At 69.7% G+C, this 22,857-nt stretch carries 18 protein-coding genes and 2 pseudogenes; 14 read left to right on the top strand and 6 right to left on the bottom strand.

Annotation, left to right across the window (positions count from 1 at the left end; all coding sequences use genetic code 11):
* The 7 genes from ABZ464_RS33915 (at nucleotide 1) to ABZ464_RS33885 (ending at nucleotide 7,462) form a co-directional block, all read left to right on the top strand.
* The gene (locus ABZ464_RS33915; RefSeq protein WP_359283459.1) at nucleotides 1-960 is read left to right on the top strand and encodes an ABC transporter permease; all 960 of its coding nucleotides are present in this window, start codon (nucleotides 1-3) and stop codon (nucleotides 958-960) included.
* The gene (locus ABZ464_RS33910) at nucleotides 957-1,880 is read left to right on the top strand and encodes an ABC transporter permease (RefSeq protein WP_359283456.1); all 924 of its coding nucleotides are present in this window, start codon (nucleotides 957-959) and stop codon (nucleotides 1,878-1,880) included. The genes ABZ464_RS33915 and ABZ464_RS33910 overlap by 4 nt, the downstream gene beginning before the upstream one ends.
* Nucleotides 1,877-3,553: an ABC transporter ATP-binding protein gene (locus ABZ464_RS33905; protein ID WP_359283453.1), complete on the top strand. Its 1,677-nt coding sequence runs from the start codon at nucleotides 1,877-1,879 to the stop codon at nucleotides 3,551-3,553. Before ABZ464_RS33910 ends, ABZ464_RS33905 begins: the two co-directional genes overlap by 4 nt.
* 13 nt (nucleotides 3,554-3,566) lie before the next feature.
* Nucleotides 3,567-4,625, top strand: coding sequence for an LLM class flavin-dependent oxidoreductase (locus ABZ464_RS33900; RefSeq protein ID WP_359283452.1), 1,059 nt, complete (start codon nucleotides 3,567-3,569; stop codon nucleotides 4,623-4,625).
* Nucleotides 4,622-4,834 carry a hypothetical protein gene (locus tag ABZ464_RS33895; protein WP_359283450.1) on the top strand — a complete coding sequence of 71 codons (213 nt, stop codon included), beginning with the start codon at nucleotides 4,622-4,624 and terminating at the stop codon, nucleotides 4,832-4,834. The genes ABZ464_RS33900 and ABZ464_RS33895 overlap by 4 nt, the downstream gene beginning before the upstream one ends.
* A gap of 812 nt (nucleotides 4,835-5,646) precedes the next feature.
* Nucleotides 5,647-6,339 (top strand): hypothetical protein, encoded by a 693-nt coding sequence (locus ABZ464_RS33890; protein ID WP_359283448.1) that lies wholly within the window; start codon nucleotides 5,647-5,649, stop codon nucleotides 6,337-6,339.
* Nucleotides 6,340-6,577: 238 nt separating this feature from the next.
* A complete protein-coding gene (locus ABZ464_RS33885; RefSeq protein WP_359283445.1) occupies nucleotides 6,578-7,462 on the top strand; it encodes a hypothetical protein in 885 nt (294 codons plus the stop codon).
* Nucleotides 7,463-7,777: 315 nt separating this feature from the next.
* On the opposite strand, the gene ABZ464_RS33880 is transcribed toward ABZ464_RS33885, so the two are convergent.
* Nucleotides 7,778-9,271 (bottom strand): tyrosinase family protein, encoded by a 1,494-nt coding sequence (locus ABZ464_RS33880; protein ID WP_359283443.1) that lies wholly within the window; start codon nucleotides 9,269-9,271, stop codon nucleotides 7,778-7,780.
* A 326-nt stretch (nucleotides 9,272-9,597) separates the two neighbouring features.
* On the opposite strand from ABZ464_RS33880, the gene ABZ464_RS33875 reads away from it, so the two are divergent.
* On the top strand, nucleotides 9,598-9,969 hold the full coding sequence (locus ABZ464_RS33875) for a hypothetical protein (protein ID WP_359283441.1): 372 nt from the start codon (nucleotides 9,598-9,600) through the stop codon (nucleotides 9,967-9,969).
* A 48-nt stretch (nucleotides 9,970-10,017) separates the two neighbouring features.
* On the opposite strand, the gene ABZ464_RS33870 is transcribed toward ABZ464_RS33875, so the two are convergent.
* The 3 genes from ABZ464_RS33870 to ABZ464_RS33860 form a co-directional block, all read right to left on the bottom strand.
* Complete coding sequence (locus ABZ464_RS33870; protein ID WP_359283439.1) at nucleotides 10,018-10,707, bottom strand: hypothetical protein; 690 nt, start codon at nucleotides 10,705-10,707, stop codon at nucleotides 10,018-10,020.
* A 604-nt stretch (nucleotides 10,708-11,311) separates the two neighbouring features.
* On the bottom strand, nucleotides 11,312-13,105 hold the full coding sequence (locus ABZ464_RS33865) for a S8 family peptidase (protein WP_359283437.1): 1,794 nt from the start codon (nucleotides 13,103-13,105) through the stop codon (nucleotides 11,312-11,314).
* A gap of 54 nt (nucleotides 13,106-13,159) precedes the next feature.
* Nucleotides 13,160-13,456, bottom strand: a complete 297-nt coding sequence (locus ABZ464_RS33860; RefSeq protein ID WP_358993018.1) for a hypothetical protein — start codon at nucleotides 13,454-13,456, stop codon at nucleotides 13,160-13,162.
* A 280-nt stretch (nucleotides 13,457-13,736) separates the two neighbouring features.
* Here ABZ464_RS33860 and ABZ464_RS33855 point away from each other — a divergent pair, with 280 nt between their 5' ends.
* A complete protein-coding gene (locus tag ABZ464_RS33855; protein ID WP_359283435.1) occupies nucleotides 13,737-13,919 on the top strand; it encodes a hypothetical protein in 183 nt (60 codons plus the stop codon).
* 177 nt (nucleotides 13,920-14,096) lie between these two features.
* Here ABZ464_RS33855 and ABZ464_RS33850 read toward each other — a convergent pair whose 3' ends face one another.
* Nucleotides 14,097-14,534 (bottom strand): glutaredoxin domain-containing protein, encoded by a 438-nt coding sequence (locus ABZ464_RS33850; protein WP_359283500.1) that lies wholly within the window; start codon nucleotides 14,532-14,534, stop codon nucleotides 14,097-14,099.
* A 203-nt stretch (nucleotides 14,535-14,737) separates the two neighbouring features.
* Between ABZ464_RS33850 and ABZ464_RS33845 the strand changes: the two are divergent.
* The 5 genes and pseudogenes from ABZ464_RS33845 to ABZ464_RS33825 all read left to right on the top strand — a co-directional run bounded on the left by ABZ464_RS33845 (nucleotide 14,738) and on the right by ABZ464_RS33825 (nucleotide 21,521).
* Nucleotides 14,738-15,204, top strand: a pseudogene (locus tag ABZ464_RS33845) (dihydrofolate reductase family protein).
* A gap of 334 nt (nucleotides 15,205-15,538) precedes the next feature.
* Nucleotides 15,539-16,084 (top strand): sigma-70 family RNA polymerase sigma factor, encoded by a 546-nt coding sequence (locus ABZ464_RS33840; RefSeq protein ID WP_359283434.1) that lies wholly within the window; start codon nucleotides 15,539-15,541, stop codon nucleotides 16,082-16,084.
* Between the two features lie 197 nt (nucleotides 16,085-16,281).
* A pseudogene (locus ABZ464_RS33835) lies at nucleotides 16,282-17,622 on the top strand (bifunctional diguanylate cyclase/phosphodiesterase); the annotation flags it as partial.
* A 531-nt stretch (nucleotides 17,623-18,153) separates the two neighbouring features.
* Nucleotides 18,154-18,624 (top strand): hypothetical protein, encoded by a 471-nt coding sequence (locus ABZ464_RS33830; protein ID WP_359283432.1) that lies wholly within the window; start codon nucleotides 18,154-18,156, stop codon nucleotides 18,622-18,624.
* Nucleotides 18,621-21,521, top strand: a complete 2,901-nt coding sequence (locus tag ABZ464_RS33825; RefSeq protein ID WP_359283430.1) for a tetratricopeptide repeat protein — start codon at nucleotides 18,621-18,623, stop codon at nucleotides 21,519-21,521. The genes ABZ464_RS33830 and ABZ464_RS33825 overlap by 4 nt, the downstream gene beginning before the upstream one ends.
* 109 nt (nucleotides 21,522-21,630) lie before the next feature.
* On the opposite strand, the gene ABZ464_RS33820 is transcribed toward ABZ464_RS33825, so the two are convergent.
* Complete coding sequence (locus ABZ464_RS33820; protein ID WP_359283427.1) at nucleotides 21,631-22,476, bottom strand: oxidoreductase; 846 nt, start codon at nucleotides 22,474-22,476, stop codon at nucleotides 21,631-21,633.
* Between the last annotated feature and the right edge of the window lie 381 nt (nucleotides 22,477-22,857).

Raw genomic sequence — 22,857 nt, 5'->3', positions numbered from 1 at the left:
ATGCGCCGCTATGTGATCAAACGGCTGGCCCAGGCGGTCGGGGTGCTGTGGGCGGCCTACACGGTCTCGTTCCTGGTGCTGGACTATCTGCCGGGCGACCCGGTCACGGCGATGGCCGGCGCCGGTATGGACTCGGGGCAGGTCGACCCGAAGCAGATCGCGGCCCTGCGGCACGAGTACGGCTTCGACAAACCGGTGCTGGTGCAGTACGCCGAGTACCTCGGCCGGGCGGTGCGCGGGGACTTCGGCGACGCGGTCTCCACCGGTCGGCCGGTGACCTCGACGCTGGCCGACGCGCTGCCGCAGACGCTGCAGCTGACCGGCGCGGCCCTGTTGCTCGCGGTGCTCCTCGGCGGCGGCCTGGCGGTGCTGGCGACATACACCGCCCAGCGCTGGCTGCGGCAGCTGCTGCTGTCCCTGCCGCCGCTGGGGGTGTCCGTCCCGACGTTCTGGGTGGGGCTGCTGCTCGTCGAGGCATTCTCCTTCCGGCTGCACTGGTTCCCCGCGTTCGGCAACGACGGATTCAAAGGGCTGGTGCTGCCGGCGCTGACTCTGGCGGTGCCGACGGGCGCGCAGATCGCCCAGGTGCTCGCCAAGAGCCTGCTCACCGCGCTGGACCAGGCGTATGTGGAGACCGCGCGGGCCAAGGGCGCCGGGCGGTGGCGAATCCATCTGCGGCACGCGCTGCGCAACGCGTCCCTGCCTGCGCTGACGGTCGTCGGCCTGCTGGTGGGGCAGCTGATCGCCGGTTCGGTGGTCGTCGAGACGGTGTTCTCCCGCGACGGTCTCGGCCGGGTGACCGCGGCTGCGGTCACGGCCCAGGACATCCCGCTGGTCCAGGGGGTGGTGGTGTTCGGGGCGCTGATCTTCGTGACGACGAACCTGGTCATCGACCTGGTCTATCCACTCCTGGACCCGCGGATCGTCGTAGCCTCGGGCAGAAGGGCGGCCCTCGCATGAGCCAAAGCCTTGTCGACGACCCGGCCGAGGCCGCACTGGGACTGGCCCGCCCGGTCGAGGCGCGGTCAGGGCCGGAGCCGGGACACCGCGTGGACGTACGGCGTCTGCTGCGCTTCGTGGTGCGCCGCCCGGGTCTGCTGCTGTCGGTGGTCGTCCTCGTGCTGGTGGTGCTGGCCTCGTTCTGGCCCGGCCTTTTCACCTCGCAGGACCCGCTGAAGGGCGTCCCGTCGCAGAACTTCCGCGCTCCGAGCGGTAGTCACTGGTTCGGCACCGACGAGTTGGGCCGCGATGTCTTCTCCCGTGTGGTCCACGGCGCCCAACTGTCCCTGAAGGCAACGCTGATCGCGGTGCTGGTCGCGTTCGTGGTCGGCGGGCTGCTGGGGGTGGTCGCCGGGTTCGTGGGCCGCTGGGTGGACGACGTGCTGATGCGCTTCGTCGACGTGCTGCTGTCCATCCCCGCGCTTTTCATGTCCCTGGCCCTGGTCACCGCGCTGGGCTACGGCACGGTGAAGGTGGCGGTCGCGGTCGGCATCGCCAGCGTCGCCTCCTTCGCGCGGGTGGCGCGCGCCGAGGTGCTGCGGGTGCGGCAGGCGGTGTTCGTGGAGGCCTCGCGCGCGAGCGGGGCCCGCTGGTACTCGGTGCTGGGCCGGCATGTGCTGCCCAATGCCGCGGGCCCGGTGATCGTCCTGGCCACCCTCGACTTCGGCTCTTCCATCCTGGCCGTCTCCGCCCTGAGCTTCCTCGGCTACGGCGCTCCCCCGCCGGCCCCGGAGTGGGGCACGTTGATCTCCGACGGCCGCAACTACCTCGCCAACGCCTGGTGGTTGACCGCGCTGCCCGGGCTGGCGATCGCCGCGACCGTACTGGCCACCAACCGTATCGCCCGGGCTCTGGACGGCGAATGGTCCCGGCAGCGATGACCGACAAACGTAAGAACGGTGAGGACGTGAGCACACCACTGCTGGAGATACGCGGCCTGTCGGTGTCGTACCGCACCCGGGGCGGCACGGTCGAGGCCGTCCGGGGCGTGGATCTCGACGTGTGGCCGGGACAGGTGACGGCGGTGGTCGGCGAGTCCGGATCCGGCAAGAGCACGACCGCGCACGCGATCACCCGGCTCCTGTCGGCGAACGGCAGCATCGACGCGGGCACCCTCCGCTTCGGCCGACACGACCTGGCCACCCTGTCGGAGGCGGAACTGCGCAGCGTGCGCGGGGCGCGGATCGGACTGGTCCCGCAGGACCCGACGGTCTCCCTCAACCCGGTCAAGCGGATCGGCGACCAGGTCGCCGAGGTGCTGCGCATCCACGGTCTGGCGACCCGCCGATCGGCTCCCGCCGAGGCGGTCGCCGTGCTGGACCGGGCCGGGCTGCCCCACGCGGCCACCCGCGCCCGGCAGTACCCGCACGAACTGTCCGGCGGCATGCGGCAACGCGCCCTGATCGCCATCGCCATCGCCGCGAAGCCCGAGCTGATCATCGCCGACGAGCCCACGAGCGCGCTCGACGTCACCGTGCAGCGGATCATCCTGGACCATCTCCAGCGCCTCACAGAGGAGTCCGGCACCGCGGTCCTGCTCGTCACCCACGACCTCGGGGTCGCAGCCGACCGGGCGCAACGGCTGGTGGTGATGTCCCAGGGCAAGGTCGTCGAGGCGGGCCCCACCCGCGACGTCCTGGCCGACCCGCAGGACGCCTACACCCGGCACCTGCTGGCCAGTGCCCCGAGCCTGACCACCGCCCGGCCCCGCACCCCGGCCTCCCTCCCCAAGGCGGAGACGGCGCCCTTGGTCGAGGTTCGCAACCTGGTCAAGGAGTTCAGGCTGCCCCGCGCCGGGGACGGGCCCCGCACTCTGCGCGCCGTCGACGACGTCAGCTTCACCCTTCAGCGGGGCCAGACCCTCGCCTTGGTCGGCGAGTCGGGCTCGGGCAAGTCCACCACGGCCCGCCTGGTGCTCCGTCTCGCAGACGCAACCGCCGGACAGATCCTGTTCGACGGCACCGACATCACCACCGCCAAGGGCGCCCAAGCCAGGCAGCTGCGCCGCCGCTCCCAGCTCGTCTACCAGAACCCCTACGCCTCGCTCGACCCCCGATTCTCCATCGCCGAGGTGATCACCGAGCCGCTGCGCGCCTTCAAGGTCGGCGACCGCGCCTCCCGGCTCACCCGGGCCCGTGATCTGCTCGACCGGGTGGCCCTTCCGGCCACGACGCTGGAGCGCCGCCCGGCGGAACTGTCCGGCGGGCAGCGACAGCGCGTGGCCATCGCCCGTGCCCTCGCCCTCTCCCCCGACCTGGTGGTCTGCGACGAACCGGTCTCCGCGCTCGACGTGTCCGTGCAGGCCCAAGTCCTCGACCTGCTGGCCGAGTTGCAGGCCGACACAGGGGTGGCGTACCTCTTCATCTCACACGACCTGGCCGTCGTACGGCAGATCGCGCACCAGGTCGCCGTGATGCGGGCGGGCCGCATCGTCGAGGCAGGTCGACCCGAGGACCTCTTCACCCGCCCCCGCCACGAGTACACCCGCGAACTACTCGTGGCGATCCCCGGCGGCCGCGTCCCCACCTCCGCCGCCGAGACCACCACGAGCTGAGGACCACGGTCGCATGAGCACTCCCACCATCACCTCACTGGCCTTTCTCACCCCGGGCAACTTCGCGGACGACGACCCGTACACCGGCCTGGAGGAGACACTCCAACTCTTCGGGTACGGCGAACGGCTCGGCTTCGACGGCGCCTGGATCCGCCAGCGCCACCTCGAACACGGCGTCGGCTCGGCTGCCGTATTCCTCGCCGCGGCCGGCCAGCGCACCGAGCGGATCGAGCTGGGCACCGCGGTCATCCCGATCGGCTACGAGAGCCCCTTCCGCCTGGCCGAGGACCTCGCCCTGGCCGATGTGCTGTCCCGCGGCCGCCTCCAGGTCGGCTTCAGCACCGGCATGCCGCACGCCGACCTGCTCGGCGACCTGGTGCACGACGGCGACTGGCGCGGCTTCGACCTGTCGTACGGCAGGATCGCCCGCCTCGTCGACAACCTGCGCGGCGACTACCTCGGCGGCCCGGACACCGTGATCCACTCGCCCGGCAACATCCAGCGGCCGCGGCTGCAGCCGCACAACCCCGGCCTGGTGCAGCGGATCTGGTACGGCGGAGGCAGCCTGCGCTCGGTTCGCTGGGCCGCCGAGAACAGTCTCAACCTGCTGTCCGGCAACATCGTCTCCGGCGAGGACACCGCTGACTTCACCACCGCCCAGCTGAACCTGCTCTCCGAGTACCGGCGCAGCCTGCGCGACGACCGGCCGGCGGCGCGGGTGGCGCTCGGGCGGGTGATCGTGCCGTTCGACAGCGCCGACGCCGCCACCCGGGCCCGCTACCGGAACTACGCGGCCAGTCGGCACGAACGCGCCCTGAAGCCGCAGACGGTGGCGGCGCTGGGCGGGAAGCGGTTCCTGTTCGCCCCGGACGTGGTCGGCACCACGGAACAGATCCTGGAGCAGCTGGCGGCCGATCCCGTCGTCGCGCAGGTGTCGGAGCTGCGCCTGGAGCTGCCGTACGAGTTCCATCGCGAGGAGTACGAACAGATCCTGCACGACGTCCGGCATCTGATCGCCCCCGAGCTGGGCTGGCGTCCCGCTTCTCCGGCGGTTCAGGAGGCGGGCCGGTGAGCCCTGGTCAGCATCGCCCGGTCCGGCTGGAGGTGCACGCCCGCGAGCCGTTCGCCGAGGCCTACCGCTTCCCCGGCATCGGGGCGTACGAAGTGCTCACCGCCACCGCCCACTACACCATGGACCCGAAGGCCGCCGTCAACCACGCGATCCCCGACCTCGACCTGGCACCTGGACTTCAGTCTCGGTGTAAGGACGGGCTTCCATGATGGTCCCCCGAACCCGCGGGCAGGGCCTGAGCCAGAGCGGGCGGGTAACGGTCCCGCTACGCCTGGCCTTTCCGTTCCTCTACCGCGCGCGTGGAATCGTCGTAGTCGGGGCCCGTGTCAGTGCTCCGCGTTAGGCCCGCAAGCCGAGACAAGGAGGGAGAGTTTCGGGCTCGACTTTGCGCTGACCGCTGATGTCCCGCTTCGCCCATTCCAAGACCATCCCGTCCTCCTGCAGAACTGATGAGGATCTCCGTGGACAGCACCTCGGACAACGTTCTGTCGCCGCATGCACTGGGCACGCAGCTGCTCAGACGGCTCACCACACCGCTGCGGCTGGCCGGCTGGATCGAAGAGGAAGAGCAGTGGTATGAGGAGGAAGGGAGCCCGGCTGACGCCACCACGTCGATGGGGTTTCCCGCTCGAACTTCCACCTCCACATCAGCTGGTGCCCCGCCAGCTGCCACCTCGTCGTCGATGACCCCACCGACGGCTGGGACTGGGCAGAGAGCCTGCCCCCGCTGTTCCCGCTCGACGAGCCGCTCAGCATTGACCTGAGCGCCCAACCCACTCAGGCGGCGAAGGCAGAGGCCGCCCGTCGAGCCTTCGCCGCGGCTGGGCTCCTCGACGCGACCCGAATCCACCTGCCCGAGGACGCATCGGCGCTGCGCCATAACCTGGTCCTGCTGCTCTGGGCCGACCACATCCACGAGCCGATCGGCCGCCACCGGCGAGGGAACGACGGCCAAACCGCGATCGAGGCGCTAGGTGAGAATTTCTCTTGGCGGATCGGCAGCGGACTGCGCGCCTATCCGGTGATCGTCCCCGACGCAGTGCCGACCGCGGCGGCCCGAGGCATCGCCGAATGGTGCCGGCGACGCGAAAGCGACGTCGAGAAATGGCACTTCAAGATCGATGACGTCGCCATGGCACATGCCAACATCGCAGCCACCCGTGCCGTCCTGCCTCACGTCCACCCCGAAGGCGTCGACTGGCCAGCCGTGCGCCTCGCCCTCACCGCGCCCTCTCGCCGACTCGCGAACGGCCAAGCCCTACAGGACATCTTCGAGGAGGGGTGGGCGCCGATCCTCGCATCCATCCACCGGGAGATCGACCTCTGGCAGCAGGTCGACGAAAACCTCGGCCCGGAAGCCACCCTGCGCCTGCTCTCAATGCACGGTTCACGCACCGAGTCGATCGGCGAATGGTGGGGATCTGGCTGGTACGAGACGATGGTCCGCCGCGCCGTTCTCCGTGCGGCAAGTGACGGAGACCTGCCCACGGTCGTACCCAGTGTCTTCCCCGATGCGGAGCACTTCGCCGAAGCGGCCGCCGTACACCCCGACCTCCTCGACGACGACACCCTCTCCTGGCTCACCCGAGCCGTCTTCAAGGAAGGCTCTCTCCTGCGAAGCGCTCGCTTGCCGTCCACCGCGGCAGTCACCCTTCCGGACTGGGCCGTACAAGATCTACTCAATCTCCTCCAGCCTGATGACGAAGTGACATAGGCACCAGAAAACTGTGGTGAGTGAGCCAGCCGGCATGTGCAGCAAACCTATCCGCCCAGCAGGAATGGACCTCGGTGCCGTCACTCGATCGGCGAAGGAGCTCACGAGCATGTCCGCGAGCGTTGCAGCACATGACCAGGTACCCCTTCCCACGGCAGAAGACGTGGCAGAGTGCGGGGCGTTCCGTGGTCCTCCGCAGCGGGCTGACGTCAGCCTGCGGGGGCCGGATCGTGGAAGCATGGCCGACGTTCCCGAGCCCGGGGGGTGTCGGCGCTGCCCCAACCCGTTCCCCGACTACTACACGCAGGCCCGTCGTCTGATCTCAGGCATGGAAGAACTGGCAACGCTGGCCGGTCGGCTCGACTCCGGGCATGACCTGGAGGCGTATTGCCACGTCCTCACCTTCAGAATGTTTGGACCAGGAAGCAGCACTACGGGAGACATTCACCGCCTCCTTCGGAAGCCGCACTCGGCACTGGGCGCCGCGCGCGATCGGCTGGCGGAACGCCATGCCAACGCCTACCGCGGCGGAAGGGCCCAAGAAGAGCTGCTCCTGATCGGCACAGCCGCGCTCCTCGACTCCGACTTCCGACGCCGTCGGCCTGGGAAGTTCCGGCTCCCTTGGCAGGAGACTTGGGAAGAGATCTGCGAGGAAGCCTTGGACGCACAGGAGAGGAGAGACACCTTCTCGGGCACGGCACGTTACGACTACCAGTCCGGCTTCGACCGATGGTGCGAGAGGTGGCTGCAGGCCCTGGTGCGTCTCACTCCTGCCGAGCAGAGCAACCACGCCTCTCCAGTAGCGGCACGATGGGCGCGCGCATACGACGCCCTGGAGCGGGCGATCAAGCGCGACCTACGGGATGAACCGTGGGTGGTCAGGCTGGCCGATCAACTGCACCCTGCGGGGCGCGGGATGGTGACCGGCATCGCCGCTTCCATGGCCGAGCCGGTGGTCGTGGCGTATGACGGACGAGAGGGGATCGATCTGCCGTGGCCAGCCCAGTACCTCCTCTGGGCCCAATATCCAGGCGGTGCCCGCCAAGCTGGCCCCAGCCGACACCACCTGACGGCAGTCCCCCGGCTCTTCACCCTCCTCGACGGGTTGTCAACGGCCTCTTGATCGTCCCCGCTGGCGGCCTCAGGATGTCCCCGCTGGTGGAACACCCAAGCGGCCCGCACAGCGCGCCCAGGCACCTTGGCGGTGAGACGACCGCAGCCTCGGATTCCTACAGCCCCAAGAAACTTGGGTTCTTCCAGAGCCTTAAAGTCGGTTGCCTGGAGGCATCGTTGTGGCTGGATCCCTAGGGCAACTATCTGGCATCCGAGGGAGTGCCTCCCGGACCAGTCGCGGACCAAACGGCGCCGAAAGGCATCACCCCACGCGGTACTCCACCACGACCAACTCACACGCCCCGGCCCACCGTGCACGAGGTCGCTAGACCGTGGTGAGGCTGACACTTCCGAAGCTGGGCTGCGGTGCGGGCGCCTCGGTGGCGGCTTCGGCGGCACCCGCCACCGGCTGGGAGACGGACGGCACGATGGAGATGGTGACCGGCCCGTCCGGCAGCAGGCCCTGCTCGCGCAGCCGCTGGACCTGATCGGTGACGTCGAAGCTCACGTCGTGGCTGCCGTGGTCGTGTGCTGTACCGCCGACGTCGGCTGCGCCGAAGAAGGAGATCCAGCCGACGAAGTAGGGGCCCTCCGGGTCGAGTTCACCGCTGGGGCCGTTGAGGAAGACGTGGAACGGTGTTCCGGGCGGCACGTCGGTGCGCACATTGTGCACGGTGAGGATCAGGGTCTGCGGCGCGCTGCGGGCGGTCATGGATCGCATGGCCTCGCTGACGTCGCCGGCCGGCTCCAGGGACACCTCGGTCGGCCCATGGACGCTGAGAAGCTGCCGAGGGTTGCCGGCGGCGGACGCCAGAACCCGTTCGCCCGGTGCGGGAGCCGGGGCGGGCGGCACCACCACGGGCCGTGTCCCCGTTCCGTCGGTCAACGACTCGTATCCGTAGTCGAGCGGGTCGACCCCCAGGAACTCCCTGGGGGTGGGCTCCTGGAGCTGCCCGTTCTCGTCGAAGAACATGAACTTGTGGTCCAGCCAGGACGTGTCGTCCGGGTTGCGGTTGTCCCTGCTCAGCCAACTAGACCAGAGCCGGTCGATGTTGCTGTGGTGCAGCCAGAAGATCGGATCACGGGCCGAGCCCTCCACGGTGCCCATCCAGCCGCCGATTCCATCGTGGACCTGGTTGTGCGGGACGCTCTCCAGCTCACCGAATTTGTCGGGGCGGAAGTGCTCCATGGAGGTGTAGGTGATCTCACTGCCGAAGCTCGGCTGAACCGTCCGACGGCTGTGCGTCGCGGAGAAGACCGTCTGGCTCATGGCGACGAAGGGATTGATGTCCTTGTAGGGGAGCACTTCGAAAGCCGAGTTCGTCTTCAGGCTGCGGTGCGGCGTCTTCCAGAAGTCTGCCTGAGGCACCTGCATCTCCGGCAGGTAGAGCGGGTTGTCGATCGTCAGGTCCGTGCCGTCCGGCTCGCTCGGCATCATCGGACTGCGGAAGGCTGCCGGAAGGGCGCGCGAGGTGAAGTCCTCGAGCGGGCGCGAGGCGGGAGCGTTCAGCGCGTAGTCCCAGTAGGGCAGGGCCCAGCTTGTGGAGGGGTCGGGGGTGATGTTCTCCTCGGCGGCGATCTCCTTGATGGTCGCCCTGACGATCCGCTCGAAGTACCACAGGTAGCCCCGGTGCCACGGCAGGAAGAACCAGCCACCGTGCGGACACTGGCTGAAGGCCGCGTTCGTCTCGGTGATGGTGGGTGGGACACCGTGGATGCACCCCTGGAAGACCCAGCTCGTCGGGTCCGTGGCCGGCCGCTGCTGCATCCTCCCCACGGCCCGGGCGTACCAGTACAGCGCTGGATCCCAGTCGCTCATGTTGCTCGCGTCTCGCCGCTCAAACGCGACACCGTTAGCCATGTTGCTCCTAGCTCTGGTCGGGGCGCCCGAGTGGGACGCCCCAGATCCGTACCGGCGTCGGCGGCCGCCCCACCGCGTTTCGCCCAGAAACGTTCTGAGAGGTGAACCCCGCCGTGCCATCCAGACGAGCGGTACGCGCGGAGCGGGGAACGCCTTCCGTTCGGCGGTGACGCACCCTCGCGTACGGCATGCGGGTGGCATTCCTGCGGTCGCGGAGTCGGGGCGGTCGCAGCACCCTGGAGGGGTGCGCTCACTGCGCATCCCCGTTGTGCGGGAGAGATGAAATGGGCGTCGTAGAGCTGACAGGGACGTACACGTACCGGAGTTTCCTGAACCGGCCGGAGCCAGTTGACGACTTCAACAAGCTCCGGTTCGCGCAGTTGGAGCTCAGGCTCGCGGTCGATCCGGACGGTGCAATCAGCGGGGAGCTGGTCTTCCCGGAGGAGCCGGGAGCCGACCCGCTCGCCATGGACGGCCCCATCGCGGACTTCCACTACGAGTACGACGGCATCGTCCTGCGCCACTGGGAGACCGGGATCGGCCAGCGGATGACCCTCGCCGGGACGGTACTGCGCGCCGAGGACCACGGGAGTGGTCCCACCCTGGCCAAGGCCGGACAGACGGCCGGCTTCCTGGCGGTGAAGCGCGAGGCCTGACCCGGCGGGCTGTTCCGGCTCGGTCCGGTTCCTTTCAAAGCGGCGTGGTCAGCGCATGACGAGCAGAGCCGTCATGGTGACGAGGGCAGCCGTCCCGAGCGCCAGCAGCACGGGCGGCCCCGCCAGCTCCCCTGTCAGGCGTCGGCGCTGGGCCAGCGCCAGGGCCGTACCGGCACCCCGCAGCAGCACCCCCGCGACCGCTGCCAGCAGCAGCACATGCACCCATTCCTGAACGGGAGCCACTTCGGTGATCCAGCCGCCCAGGAGCGGGCTCAGGCAGACGGCGAGCAGCCACGGCGTCAGGCGCCGTCGGCCCCGTGCGTCGAGGACCGCCGTCAGCGCGAGTCCCTCACTGACGGAGTGCACGACCAGCGCGGCCACCACGAGAACCGAGGTCAGCAGGACCACCGTCATGCCCTCCACCAGCCGGTGCAGCATGAGGGCCAGGGCTGTCCCGGTACTCACGAGACGCCCCGGCTCACCCCGTCTGTGCATCAGGTGCCCCGCCGAGGCGAGTGCGAAAGCCGTCAGCGTGGTCACCGGCACAGCCCAGGCGGACAGCCCCACCTCGCTCGCCTCATGAAGCGCATGCGGCACGATGTCGAACCCGGCCACTGCCAGCAGCACACCCGACGCAGCCCCGAGCAGGACCGTCGAATGCCGCGACCAACGTCGTCCCGACCAGGCTCCGACCAGTGTTCCCGCCGTGATCAGCACCAGCCCCAAGTACTGCCTCACACCGAACTCTCCCCATGGCGCCGCGACCTGTGCACCTGCCTCGACAACCGCACCAACCACCGTTCGCCTTTCCTGAAGCAAGGGCACCAGCACCGTCGACAAGCCGGGGCCCCGAAGCCCGGCGAGGAAGTGCTGAACGCCGGACTACGGCACTGGGCCGGGTTTTCGTGACGCTGCCACAGCTGCTGCTCGGCCGCATGTTGGCGGCCTGCTCCAGGGGCACTCGGGTGAAGGACCCGACCCGGCGCCGTCGACCACGTCTCGTCGACGAGGTCGGTCAGCCGGAGCCACGCGTCGACCCGTGCGGCGGGCGGTCGCGGATCGTCCCGCTCGTGGGCCGGAGGGACCGGGCGAGGAGCCTCGATCTCCCCGGTCGGGCTCCTGTGTCGGTCCCGGCATCCCCGCGCCATCACGCACTCGTCGCGCAGCCACTCCGTCTCACGCGTCGTACGCCTCGGCCTCCGCCCGCGTCTGGTCGACGCGCACCCCGGTGACGCTGACGCCTGGGACACGGGCCCGCAGGGAGCCCGTGTCCAGCGAGCGAGGAGAGCCCTGTCAGCGGCGGCGAGAATCCCCGTCAGCCGTCCGGCGACAAGGCTGTCGGTCAGGGGATGGAGTCGACCGCAGCTGCCGCGTCCACCTTGCCCGCGCCCCAGTCGTTGTTGGGCGCCCCGCCGGTGAACGGGTCCAGCCGGGCCGTCTTGGTCAGGAGGAGGACGAGGTCGTCCTGGGTCAGCGTGGGAGTCGACTGCAACATGAGGGCACACACCCCGGTGAGGTGCGGTGCGGCCATGCTCGTGCCCGACATGGGCTGGTATTGGTTCGCACCCGCGGCCCCTACCAGTGCCGAGGTGATGGCCTGGCCCGGCGCGGCGAGTGTCGGCGCGTGGCGGCCGTCGCGCGTGGGGCCCCGACTGGAGAACGTGGAAAGGTTGCCCTGCCCCGCGCCCTTGGTGATGTAGGAGGCGGCGGTGACGACCTTTCGACTGGTCCCTGGTACCGAGATGGTCATCTCGTCGTTTCGGTGTGAGCCGATGAACTGGGGAACGGTCTGGCCTCGTTCTATCCAGGCGTGCCAGCGGCCGTCGTCGGCCACGGTCTGGCCGATGAGCGTGAGGCTCCAGGTGCCGGGCCGGATGGCGGTCTGACTGCCCGGGCTCAGCTGAACGTAGATCCGGTTGTCGCCGTTCTGGGGGTGGTGCACGACCGAGTCGACGAAGGCCCTGTTGCCGCCGGGAAGAGCCAGATCGGGGACTGTGGTGCCGGGGGTGACTTCGGCGCTCGCCGTGCCGTTGGGGGTGGTGATCCGCAGGGAGAGACGGTCGGCGCCGGGGTACCAGATGTCCACCGTGTCCGGCGTGTTGTCGCCTACGGGTACCAGGAACTGCACGACGTCGGATTCTCCCTGCGTCACCTGGCCCGTCGCGTGCACGCCGGCGTTCGCCGCGTTGCCCGCGGACTTCACGAGTGCGCGCCCCGGGGCGTTCAGCAGGTTGTCGATTCCGCGTTCCAGCAGGCTGGAACCATCGTGCGGTCCCAGATTGTCGCCCTGACTGATGTTGACGACCGCGGGCCGCCCGAGGGTCTCGGCGACCTTGAAGACGTAACCGACGGCCTCGAGCGTGCTCATGGAATCGCCCAGTGCTTCCGTCGTCGTCTGGTTGGCGACGACGACCAGGTCGGCCTCGGGTGCGACTCCGACAAAGGTGAAGGCCGGTTTGCCGTTGCCGGCCGACGAGCCGTCACCGGCGGCGATGCCCGCCACATGGGTGCCATGGCCGATACTGTCGTCCATGTGTCGCACCACGCTCATCGGGTCCGTAGAGCCCAATGCGGTGTCGATCGCGGAACGTGCGTATTCCACTCCGTGATTGAACGGTGGCGGTGAGGACTCTCCGGCTTCCGGAGCGAGGTTCTGGTCCCAGATACGCAGAATGCGGGTCTTCCCGGTCGGGTCCCGGAAGCAGCCGTGGCGCCAGTCGATGCCGCTGTCGACCACGCCCACGATCACACCGGCCCCTCGGAGTCCGGGCGGCCCGGTGTGGACCTTGTCGGCCTTGGTCTCGGGCACGGCGGCGTCCAGTTCCGGGAGGGTGGGCCGGGACGCCTCGACGTAGCCGACGGCTTCCAGCTCGTCGAGCTCCGTCAGACGGTCGATTCCGATGTCTCCGCCCACCACGTCCCCGGCCCGGACGAGCACGGTCAGACCCGTCTGCCGGGAGAGGTCTGCCAGGTCGTCGGCGCCGTGTCCCTCGGCCATGTGCAGGAGTACGCGTACACGGGGCGTTCTCACCCCTTCGGTCGTGAGCGCGAAACGGCCGGTGGACTCCAGGTCCGCCAGCTCTGCCGGGCCTTCCTCGGCCCGGGACGTCAGGAACTTCAGCCGTGAGTCGAGCATGAGCGGCCTTCTCTCTGGGGAAATCACCGGCCTGTCACGGTGCAAGGCGGGTGATCACTCTCTCTGGTGTGGCCGGGCGCCTGTCTCGGGGTGGAGGGGCTCGGCCAGCTCCACGTAGTCGACGCAGTCGACCTCCGTCAGGCGTCCGAGATCGCCGGGGGCGATCACCGCGGTCAGGACATCGCCCGCGGCCATCCCGACCCGTGCGCCGGCGTCGGTTATCTGCCGATGCTGTTCCTCGCCAGGCTCCCCCTTCACCCGGATGAGCACCCGGAAGGGAAGGGCGGCGACCGACTCACCGGCGTTCGCCAGCGCACGCCGTGCGGCGGAGCCGAGTTTGTCCGCGCGCATCGTCCCCACCTGCTCCGGTGAGTGGCCCTCGTCCGTAGGAACGCGGTGCGTCGACGTGCTGCTGTCGGCGACTGTTCCGCATTGCCTCTGTTACCACCGTAGGCATGACATGCGTCGCACGCCATTCCGCCGCGGACGGCCTCGGGCGGCCCCTTCAAGCACACCAACTGCCCACGCTCGACACAGGATCGCTTGCATCCGTGTCCCTCCGCGCCCGTCCGGCTTCCCGGCGGAACGCCCGCGCCTCGAGTCGCTCATCGTCTGTCTGATCACCGGTGCGGTGGCGCTGGGGGTCGGCGCATTCGCCCGGCGCGATCTGGGATCGGAGCAGGGGCACTACACGAGGCAGGCGGAGAGCCGTACCCGCACACTGACCTCGATCGCCAAGGGTCTGGCGATCCCGGCGCTGGTCCTGGCGGTTCTCGCGGGCATCGCCTACCTGGTGGGCAGCCCCCACTGGTGAGGATCGCGGCTGGCCGGACGTCCTGCGGTCCTCGCCCGAGGCCGCCACCGACAGCACCTGCTCAGCGAGCGTCAGCCGCCAAGGACGCCCCCTCCGCGAGCCTGGCCTTCGCCGATGGGGTCGAGCGACATGACCGCCGTGCAGACGACCTCGCGGCCACCTCCGTGATGCTCCCGATCACGCGGAACGGGAGAGCTGCTTGCGCACCCATGCGGGATCGGGGTTGGTGTGCGCCTGGCCCGCCACGATGACCGTCGGCACGGTCTCGTTGCCATCGTTGGCCGCCCTCACCGCTTCGGCTCCGACCGGGTCGCGCCAGATGTCGACCCAGTGCATCCGGCGGGCTCTACGGCCCAGCCTGATGCGCAGGCGCATGCAGTACATGCAGCCAGGTCGCCACAAGACGATCGGCCGTCCGTCGACCGCGCTGCGGCGTTGTGCCTCCAGCGCGCCGATCGACCTCGGGAAGACCACAGGTGAGTTCACACACGCGAGCAGCACGAAGACCGCGAGAAGGCCTGCGGCTGCGCCGGGCGTCCCGCCGACGAACAGCCCAGCCGCGAGGGCTGATCCGCACAGCACAAGCAGCAGCGGCAAGATCCAGGCGCGTGTCATGAAGATGAAGGCTATCGATGAGTCGAGACCGCTTCGCACCAGGGGCTTCGGCTGCATCACCGAGCTCGGCTGGATGATCAGGAAGGCTGAAGCGCTGGGACGGACGGGGCGGCGACCGATGAGTTTCTCCGCGATCCGCAGTCAGAGCCATGGTTGGTGTGCCGCATGCCAAGAACGGGACACGAGACAACGAGGAACCTGAGATGCGTACCCTGATCAGCACCGCCTTCATCTCGCTCGACGGCGTCGTGGAGGCACCTTCCCGAGGCGTTCGACATCAAGGGCCGCGAGCAGAAAGGCCACCGCGATGCTGATGGGGCGCGTCAGCTAAGAGGCGTTCAGCCCGGTGTGGCCGGACATGGCGGACTTCGCCGACTACAAGGTGATGCCGAAGTACGTCGTGTCCACCACCCTCAGCGAAGACGCCCTGGTGTCGAACTGGGGCGAGACGGCGATCCTGCGCTCGCTCGACGACGTCGCGGCGCTGAACCAGGCCCTTTCGGACGCCGGCCTGATCGACCGTTTCCACTTGCTGGTCTTCCCGCTCCTGCTCGGGGCGGGCAAGCGTCTGTTCAGCACCACGGACAAGGACACCCAGAGGCTGAAGCTCGTCGAGCACGAGGTCTACGCCAACGGTCTGCAGAAGAACGTCTTCGATGTCGTCCGCTGACAAGGCTCCCGCACGCGCCGTGTTGTGACCTGGGTCACATTTGGCGGGGGGTGTCGTTGACGCGTTCGGCCCGGGGCTCTTATCGGGTGACCGCAAGCCCGCTTCCGTACCCCCGCGACAGGACCGACGTGCTGACCTTACTGACGACACTGGGGCTCATTGCCATGGCCCTCACCGCGGCAGGAGTCCACTGGCTGCGAGACCGCTCCCGCGAAAGGCTGTACCGGGCCGTGGCCGGCTCCCTGCCCCGCGGCGGCTCCCTGACGGAGCTCCAACCCGACGGATCAGCATGGGAGTTGCGGATCCCGTCCGCTCACGGGGAGGGAGACGGACGATGAGTGGATCCATCGCGGAATACGACAGGTTCTACCGGGAACACCGGCAACGCCTCGTCGTGACGGCGGCCCAGATGCTGGCCGGAGACATCCACCAGGCGGAGGAACTGGTGGACGAGGCCTTCGAGAAGGCGTTCCGGCAGTGGCACCGGATCGACAGCCCTCGCGCATGGTTCAGGACGGTCATCGCCCGCAGCGTCTACAAGAGGTCGCGGCGTCTGGGGCGGCTCCAGTCCGTGCTGGGCCGCATCCACGCGGTGGAACGCTCGGTCACCGCCCCCGATCCCTCCGCCCTGCTCGAACTCCGTGAGGACTACGTCCGCGTACGGAAGGCCCTCGCCGGACTCAGCGAACGGCAGCGCGCCGTCGTGGTGCTCTACTGGTACGAAGGCTGCTCGCCGGAATCGATAGCGACGCAGCTGCGCATCTCGCGGAGCACCGTGGCGGCGCACCTGGCCCGGGCCTACGCCCACCTGGCCCGCGAACTCGGGCCGCACAGCGAGGTCCTCGACCGCTTCGACGACCACGGAGAGGAGCAGCGGTGAGCTGGTTCCGCAGGCCCGCCCAGTCCCCGGCATACGATCCGCTCATCCGCGGGCACCTGATCCACTCCGCCGAGGTGCTGGACACCGTGCTCACCGACACCGCTCCCGCCGACGACCGACAGGCGGACGCCCTCGCCGCGCTCAAGCACCGCGCGGCCACCGGCGGCCGCCGGACATGGCGGTGGACCAGGATGCTCCAGCGGCGCGAGCGCGACCCGCTGACCACGTTGCCGAACCGGTCATGGCTGATGAAGCGCACCGCGTCGCTCCTGGACGAGGCCGAGGGCATCGGTGTGCCGGCCGCTCTGATCGTCATGGACCTCGACCGCTTCCGGGCAGTCAACCAAACCCTGGGCCACCCGGCTGGTGACCGGTTGCTGACGAAGATCGCCGACCGGCTCCGCCATGCCGTGCCCGCCGGTGCGGACGTGGCACGGTTGGGCGGTGACGAGTTCGCCGTCGTCCTGCCGGTCGTCGGCACCGCGGCGTCGGCGGTCCGCGTGGCTCGGGACATCGCCGCCTCGCTCGGTTCGCCGTTCGACCTGGACGGGCTCCCCCTCGTCCTGGAGACCAGCGTGGGGATCGCCGTCTACCCGGACCACGGCCGCGATGCGGCGGAGCTGCTCCGCCTCGCGGACTTGGCCATGTACCAGGCCAAGCGCGACCGTACGGGCGTCGAGCTCTACCACCCCCCGCGCACCACCGGCACACCGAACCGACTCGAAGCGCTGGGCGAGTTGCGCGGGGCCCTCGACGGGCACGAGATCCAGGTGCGCTACCAGCCCAAGGTCGGCTTCGACGGCCGGGTCGTCGGTCTGGAGGCCCTGCCCCGCTGGGACCACCCCCAGCACGGTGACCTGACACCGGACGAGCTCGGTGTGATCGCCGAGTCGTCAGGGCTTCGTCCGCTTCTGACCCGGTACACCCTGGAGACGGCGCTCGACCAGGTGGCCCGGTGGCGGGCGAGGGGTCTGCGCGTGTCGGTCGCGTTCAACACCACTCCCCGGGACCTTCGTTCACCCGGCTTCGCGGACCTCGTCACGGCAGCGCTCGCCCGTCACGGGCTCCCCGGGACCGCCCTGCAGATGGAGATCACGGCGGAGGCCTTCAACGACCTGCCGCAGGTCACGGCCGCGCTCACCGAGCTGACGAGGCACGGCGTGTGCATGTCTCTCGACGACTTCGGCACCGGCTACTCCTCACTCGCCCAGTTGCGCCGGCTCCCGCTCGGCGAGCTGAAGATCGCCCGGTCGTTCGTGGCCGAGATGGCCGCCGACCACGCCAGCGCCGAGATCGTGCGCTGCTCGGTGGACCTGGCCCGTTCACTCGGGCTCGGTGTGGTGGCCGAGGGCGTCGAGGACGACGAGACCTGGGAGCAACTACGCGACCTGGGCTGCGACGCCGTACAAGGATGGCTGGTCGCGCCGGTGATGTCCGCGGAGGAGACCACTGCCTGGCTGCTGGCCCGTACGCACGAAGGTCATACCGGTCCGGCCCCAACCGGCTCGCCCACGAACACCCCACACAGCTCCGCATGACGGCTGTCGCGGCCCAGCAGCCCCTCGTGCTTGCCGACCGCCGACACGCGCCTTGCTCCATGACCACCCCGCGGGGTCGGCTCGGGACGCGGCGATCGGGCGGCGGGCGACCACGGGGCTGTGCGGCGGCAGGGGAGCCTCGCGAACTCCGGAAGATCATCACCTTCACCGCGACCGAGGACACGGCCCGCGACGCAATCTCAGCAGAGGTGCCGGCCGGCACCAGCGTGTTGCTTCCTGACTGCCCGACTGCATCCTGATACACGGTTTCCTCCGACATCGCCCGCGACGGAGGTGTGCGGAAGCGGATGCAGACCGCCACTGTGCCAAGGCGAGGCAACCACAGCAGACGACGGGCATTCCGAGCGGGCCCGGCCAGTCACGTTTCGGCCGACCCCCGTGGCGTCTCCCACCGAGAAGGCCGGCCAAAGCCCCGTCACTCGCCCGGGGACCCGTGTTACCTTCTCCGACCACGGGAGACAGGCCGTATCGCGCGGATCGCCTCTCACGGGGGCGACTGAGGGAGGCACGATGCTCGAAGAGTCGCTGACTGCCTTGGCTGCCAGTGGCGGTGCCGCCATCGTCGCCGCGATGGCCACCGATGCCTGGGCGAGCACGCGGGCGGCGGTGGTACGGCTCTTCCGCAGAGCCGGGGAAGGGCAGCAGACGACCGTCCGCTTATGCCTGGAGGACGACGCCTCCCTGGTGGCTGGGGCGTCCGACGCCGTGCAGGCGCGCCAAGCTCTGCTGGCAGCGTGGCAGTTACGGCTGGAGACCTTGGTGAGTCAGTACCCTGACGCCGCCGATGAACTCCGAGCCCTGATATCCGCTTCCCTGGCCGCACTACCGCAGCACGAGCGTCACTGGGTGCAGAACAACATCGCACGGGATCACGGACAGGTCTTCGCCGCACTGGGCGGCAACGTCATCGTCCATGCGTCACCGCCACCGCCGCCGCCTCCTGCCCCCGAGCCCCCGGACGCTCCGGCCACCGATCGATGACGGCCGACAGGCCCGGTGATCCGCAGCGCCATCTCGAGCAGCGCGTCACCGCGACCGCAGGGTTCGCCTACGGCACGATCGGGGCGGACATCCATGTGTTCGGGGACGGGACGCCCGTCTATCTGCTCGCCGGCTGGCGTCCTTCCCCGCAGGCCGACGCGGAGTGGCTGTCGGAGCTGCCGAGCCGGATGCTCAACGCCCGTTTCTCCGTCGTCCCGTTCACCGGCCGTGAGGCCGAACTGGCCTCACTCCTGCAGTGGCGCGACAACGGTTCACGCCTTGCCGTGCGGTGGTTGCACGCGCCAGGTGGCCAAGGCAAGACACGGCTCGCAGCCCAGTTCGCGCGACAGTCCGCGGAGGCGGGGTGGCAGGTGGTCACCGCCACTCACGGCCCCGGTGCCGTCCAGCCTCCACCGGGAAGCCAGGATCTGAGATCCGGTGCCGGCCAGGGCATCGTCCTCCTGGTCGACTACGCCGACCGGTGGCCACTGACCCATCTGACCTGGCTCCTCAGCAACTCCCTCCTGCACCGGCCCGGTGTCCGGACGCGAGTTCTCATGCTGGCGCGGACCGCCGAGTCCTGGCCCGCGGTCCGGGGTGCTCTGGCCAACCACCAGGCGGGCACGTCCATCCAGCAGCTGACCGAGTTGCCGAACGGCTCTGACGGACGCGCGGACATGTACGTCGCAGCTCGCGACGCCTTCGCCTCCCGGTACGGTCTGCCGGTCCCGGCACGCGACCTGCCCACGCCCGGACCGCTCGACCAGCCGGGCTTCGGGCTCACTCTCACCTTGCACATGGCGGCGCTCGTGGCGGTGGACGCCCATGTCACCGGCCGTCGAGCACCTTCCGAGACGGCCGGACTCACCGTCTATCTCCTGGACCGCGAACACCTGCAGTGGGCGCAGATGTTCAGCGCCGCGGACCGACCGGCTCAGCGGCCGGCCGGCTCACAGAGGGAGTTCAGGACGCCGCCGCAGGTGATGAACCACACCGTCTTCGCTGCGGCTCTCACCGGACCGGTCAGCTCCCGGGCGGGCGTCTCGGTGGTGGAGGAACTGTCCGCACCCCTGCCGCCTGCGCAGGTTCTCGCCGACCACGCGTACTGCTACCCCGCGCCCGGGCCCGGGCCCGACCCAGGGACCGTGCTGGAACCGCTCTACCCAGACCGGCTGGCAGAGGACTTTCTCGCGCTCACTCTGCCGGGACACCCGGCTGACTACCCCGCCATGCCCTGGTCCCCAGGCACGGTCGCGACCTTGCTGTCCCGGCGCGATCAGGCCGCGACGCCCGCCTGGGCTCCGCGCTCGATCACCTTTCTCCTCGCCGCCGCCCAGCGCTGGCCACATGTGGGTTCCGGACACCTTTATCCCCTCCTCGGCGCCGATCCGGCCTTGGCGCTCGCCGCCGGAAGCGCTGCGCTCACCGCTCTCGCCGCGCTCGACGACGTTCCCCCCGAACTGCTGGCCGCCATCGAATCCCACTTCCCGCTGCGCCGCCATGTCGACCTCGACACGGGCATCGCTTCGGTGACCTCCCGGTTGGTACAGCACCGGCTCGCCGGCGCGGACAGCGACGACCTGGCCACCCGCGCCGCTCAGTACCGCAAACTCGGCAACCGCCTGTCGAACGCAGGGCAGCACGAACGCGCTCTGGAAGCCTTCGAACAGGCACGTGCCGCCTACCGTCCCCTTGCCGCCCAGGATGCCGCCACTCACGAACCCGAACTCGCCGTCGTCCTCACACATCTCGGCAACTGCCTGGGCCTGCTGGGCAGAGGCGAGGAGGCGCTGGCGGCGACACGGCAAGCCGTGTCGTCCTACCGTCGGCTGGCCGCAGCCGGTCCCGAGCGCTACGACGGGATGTACGCCGGCGCGCTGAGCAACGTCGGGCTGTGGCTGGCCATGACGGGCCGCAGACAAGAAGCTTTGGCCGCCTCGGAAGAGAGCGTGGCGGTCTGGCGCCGCTTGGCCGCGGCCAACCCGGACGCCGGGGAGTTCCTGGCCCAGGCCCTGCACAACCACGGCAATCAGCTCTCCGACGTGGGCCGCCCCGCCGAAGCCGCGGCCGCACTGAGGGAGGCGGTGACGCTCCGGCGCCGACTCGCCGAGAGCGACGCTGCGACCTACGAGCCCGACCTGGCCGACTCACTCATCAATCTCGCGAACCACCTGGCGGCCCTGGGAAAGCGCCCCGAAGCCCTGGAGAGCTCACGGCAGGCCACCGAACTCTGTCGGAGGCTGGCCAAGGCCAACCCTGACGCGCATGAACGGAATCTGGCGATCGCCCTCACCAGCCTGGGCGCCGACCTGTCGGAAGCCGGGCGCTGGGACGAGGCCATCGAGGTGACGGAGGAATCGGTGGCCCTGCGGCGGCGGCTGGCCGCGGCCAACCTCGCCGCCCACGAGCCCCTCCTCGCGATGTCGCTCTCCAATCTCGGCTGGTTCCGCCTGTCGGCGAACCGCCCCGCCGAAGCAGTGAAGGTCTGCGAGGAGGCCGTAGCGATCCGGGAGCGACTGGCTGCCGCCGAGCCCGAGGTGTACCGCCCCGACCTGGCGCAGTCGCTCACCCATCTCGGCCTCTGCCTGGCCACCAACGGGCGGCCCGACGAGGGCCTGAGAGCGACCCTTCGTTCAGCGGCCCTCTACCGTGACGTCGTGGCCCACAATCCGCCCGCCTACACCCTGGAGCTGGTCCGCGCCCTCAATAACATCGGCCGCTTCCTCGCCTTGGCCCGCCGCTGGCAGGAGGCGATCGCCGCGGTCGACGAGGCTCTCACCCTGGCCGACCGGATCGCTTCGACGAACCCGGTGGCGTACGCGGAACTCGTCGGCAATCTACGGATCACCAGGAAGGCCTGTCTACGGCGGTGGACCCCAGGGGCGTCGCTCGACTGAAGTCATCCGGGGTGGTGCGGCCGCCACTGATCCGCACGCGGCCCCAGGAGCCCCGCGTGGCTTCAGCGGCTGTGAGGGAGGCGCCTTCGTCTGATCCCGGACAGGACGCTCACCGTGTGTCGAAGTCCGTCCCCCGGGAGACCTCCTCCCACGTGGCCAGTTCGGTCCGCACCGCGTCCAGATGCGCGACGAGGGAATCCACCGCGTCGCTGCCGAGGGCGAGCCGCAGCGGGGTGTTCTCTGCATCCAGGGCCAGCCGGATCGCCGCGGCGGCCTTCGCCGGGTCGCCGGGCTGGGTACCGTCGCCCTCCCGCACCACCTTCCGGGTGGCGCCGACCTTCTCCGCGTACGCCGGGTGCTCCTGCGAGAAGTAGGCTGCGCCCTTGCCGAACAGGTTGGTGCGGAACGCGCCGGGCTCCACGATCAGCACCTTGACGCCGAACGGCGTCACCTCGTCGGCCAGGCCCTCCGACAACTGCTCCAAGGCCGCTTTCGTCGCGCTGTATGCGGAGAAACCGGCGAAGGACAGCTGTCCGCCGAGACTGCTGATGTTGACGATCGACCCGCTGCCCCGCTCCCGCATGTGCGGCAGCAGCGCCCGGGTCAGACGCGCCGGGCCGAACACATGCAGCTCGAACAGGTCGCGCAGTTCCCGGTCGGTGGTCTCCTCGAACGCCCCGACCTGTGTGCGGCCGGCGTTGTTCACCAGCACGTCCACCCGGCCGTAACGGGCCAGGACGTCAGCGGCCACGGCGTCGATCCGCTCGCCGTCGGTGACGTCCAGGGCGATCGCCTCCACCCGGTCGGGGTGCGCGGTGACCAGGTCGGCCAGCGCCTCGGTCCGTCGGGCCGTGCCGATCACCGTGTCCCCGGCGTCGACCGCGGCCTGGGCGAGGGCCCTCCCGAAGCCGCTGCTGGCGCCGGTGACCAGCCAGACCTTGCCCTTACGGGTCATCTGTTCGTCTCCCTCTTCAACTGCCGTTCGGGACCTCCCCGCCGACCTCTCAGGGTCCGGACCGTCGAGGTCCGGCTCGTCTTCTGTGACCCCGTCGTCTGCCTCTCCGAGTGTCCGCTCGCCACCGCGGCAAACGCCGGTATTCACCGGCCTGCCTGCGGCTTGGACCAGCGGCACAGCAGCCGGAACAGGGCGACGGTGACAGCCAGTCGGCGGTCCCACGGTGCGGGAGGCGGCCAGAAAGACGGTCGCTTCGTCATCAAGACGGCCGGCGCGGTGTTCGACGACCGTGTGCAGGAGCCGGCGCAGCGTCTCGCGGAGGGCGGATCCGTGACTTCGGATCTCCGGTGTGGTGGGGACGTACACCAGGAGGAGGCCCTC

Origin of the sequence: Streptomyces sp. NPDC005820 (assembly GCF_040630255.1) — a bacterium.
GTDB lineage: Bacteria > Actinomycetota > Actinomycetes > Streptomycetales > Streptomycetaceae > Streptomyces.
This window is presented reverse-complemented; position numbering and strand designations above follow the sequence as displayed.

Bases quoted from the DNA above. Each gene is read 5' to 3' on its own strand.
- ABZ464_RS33865 (WP_359283437.1), bottom strand. From the start codon at position 13,105: ATGCTCGACTCACGGCTGAAGTTCCTGACGTCCCGGGCCGAGGAAGGC.
- ABZ464_RS33910 (WP_359283456.1), top strand. From the start codon at position 957: ATGAGCCAAAGCCTTGTCGACGACCCGGCCGAGGCCGCACTGGGACTG.
- ABZ464_RS33860 (WP_358993018.1), bottom strand. From the start codon at position 13,456: ATGCGCGCGGACAAACTCGGCTCCGCCGCACGGCGTGCGCTGGCGAAC.
- ABZ464_RS33830 (WP_359283432.1), top strand. From the start codon at position 18,154: ATGCTCGAAGAGTCGCTGACTGCCTTGGCTGCCAGTGGCGGTGCCGCC.
- ABZ464_RS33875 (WP_359283441.1), top strand. From the start codon at position 9,598: ATGGGCGTCGTAGAGCTGACAGGGACGTACACGTACCGGAGTTTCCTG.
- ABZ464_RS33905 (WP_359283453.1), top strand. From the start codon at position 1,877: ATGACCGACAAACGTAAGAACGGTGAGGACGTGAGCACACCACTGCTG.
- ABZ464_RS33820 (WP_359283427.1), bottom strand. From the start codon at position 22,476: ATGACCCGTAAGGGCAAGGTCTGGCTGGTCACCGGCGCCAGCAGCGGC.
- ABZ464_RS33915 (WP_359283459.1), top strand. From the start codon at position 1: ATGCGCCGCTATGTGATCAAACGGCTGGCCCAGGCGGTCGGGGTGCTG.
- ABZ464_RS33825 (WP_359283430.1), top strand. From the start codon at position 18,621: ATGACGGCCGACAGGCCCGGTGATCCGCAGCGCCATCTCGAGCAGCGC.
- ABZ464_RS33885 (WP_359283445.1), top strand. From the start codon at position 6,578: ATGGCCGACGTTCCCGAGCCCGGGGGGTGTCGGCGCTGCCCCAACCCG.
- ABZ464_RS33900 (WP_359283452.1), top strand. From the start codon at position 3,567: ATGAGCACTCCCACCATCACCTCACTGGCCTTTCTCACCCCGGGCAAC.
- ABZ464_RS33850 (WP_359283500.1), bottom strand. From the start codon at position 14,534: ATGACACGCGCCTGGATCTTGCCGCTGCTGCTTGTGCTGTGCGGATCA.
- ABZ464_RS33840 (WP_359283434.1), top strand. From the start codon at position 15,539: ATGAGTGGATCCATCGCGGAATACGACAGGTTCTACCGGGAACACCGG.
- ABZ464_RS33880 (WP_359283443.1), bottom strand. From the start codon at position 9,271: ATGAGCGACTGGGATCCAGCGCTGTACTGGTACGCCCGGGCCGTGGGG.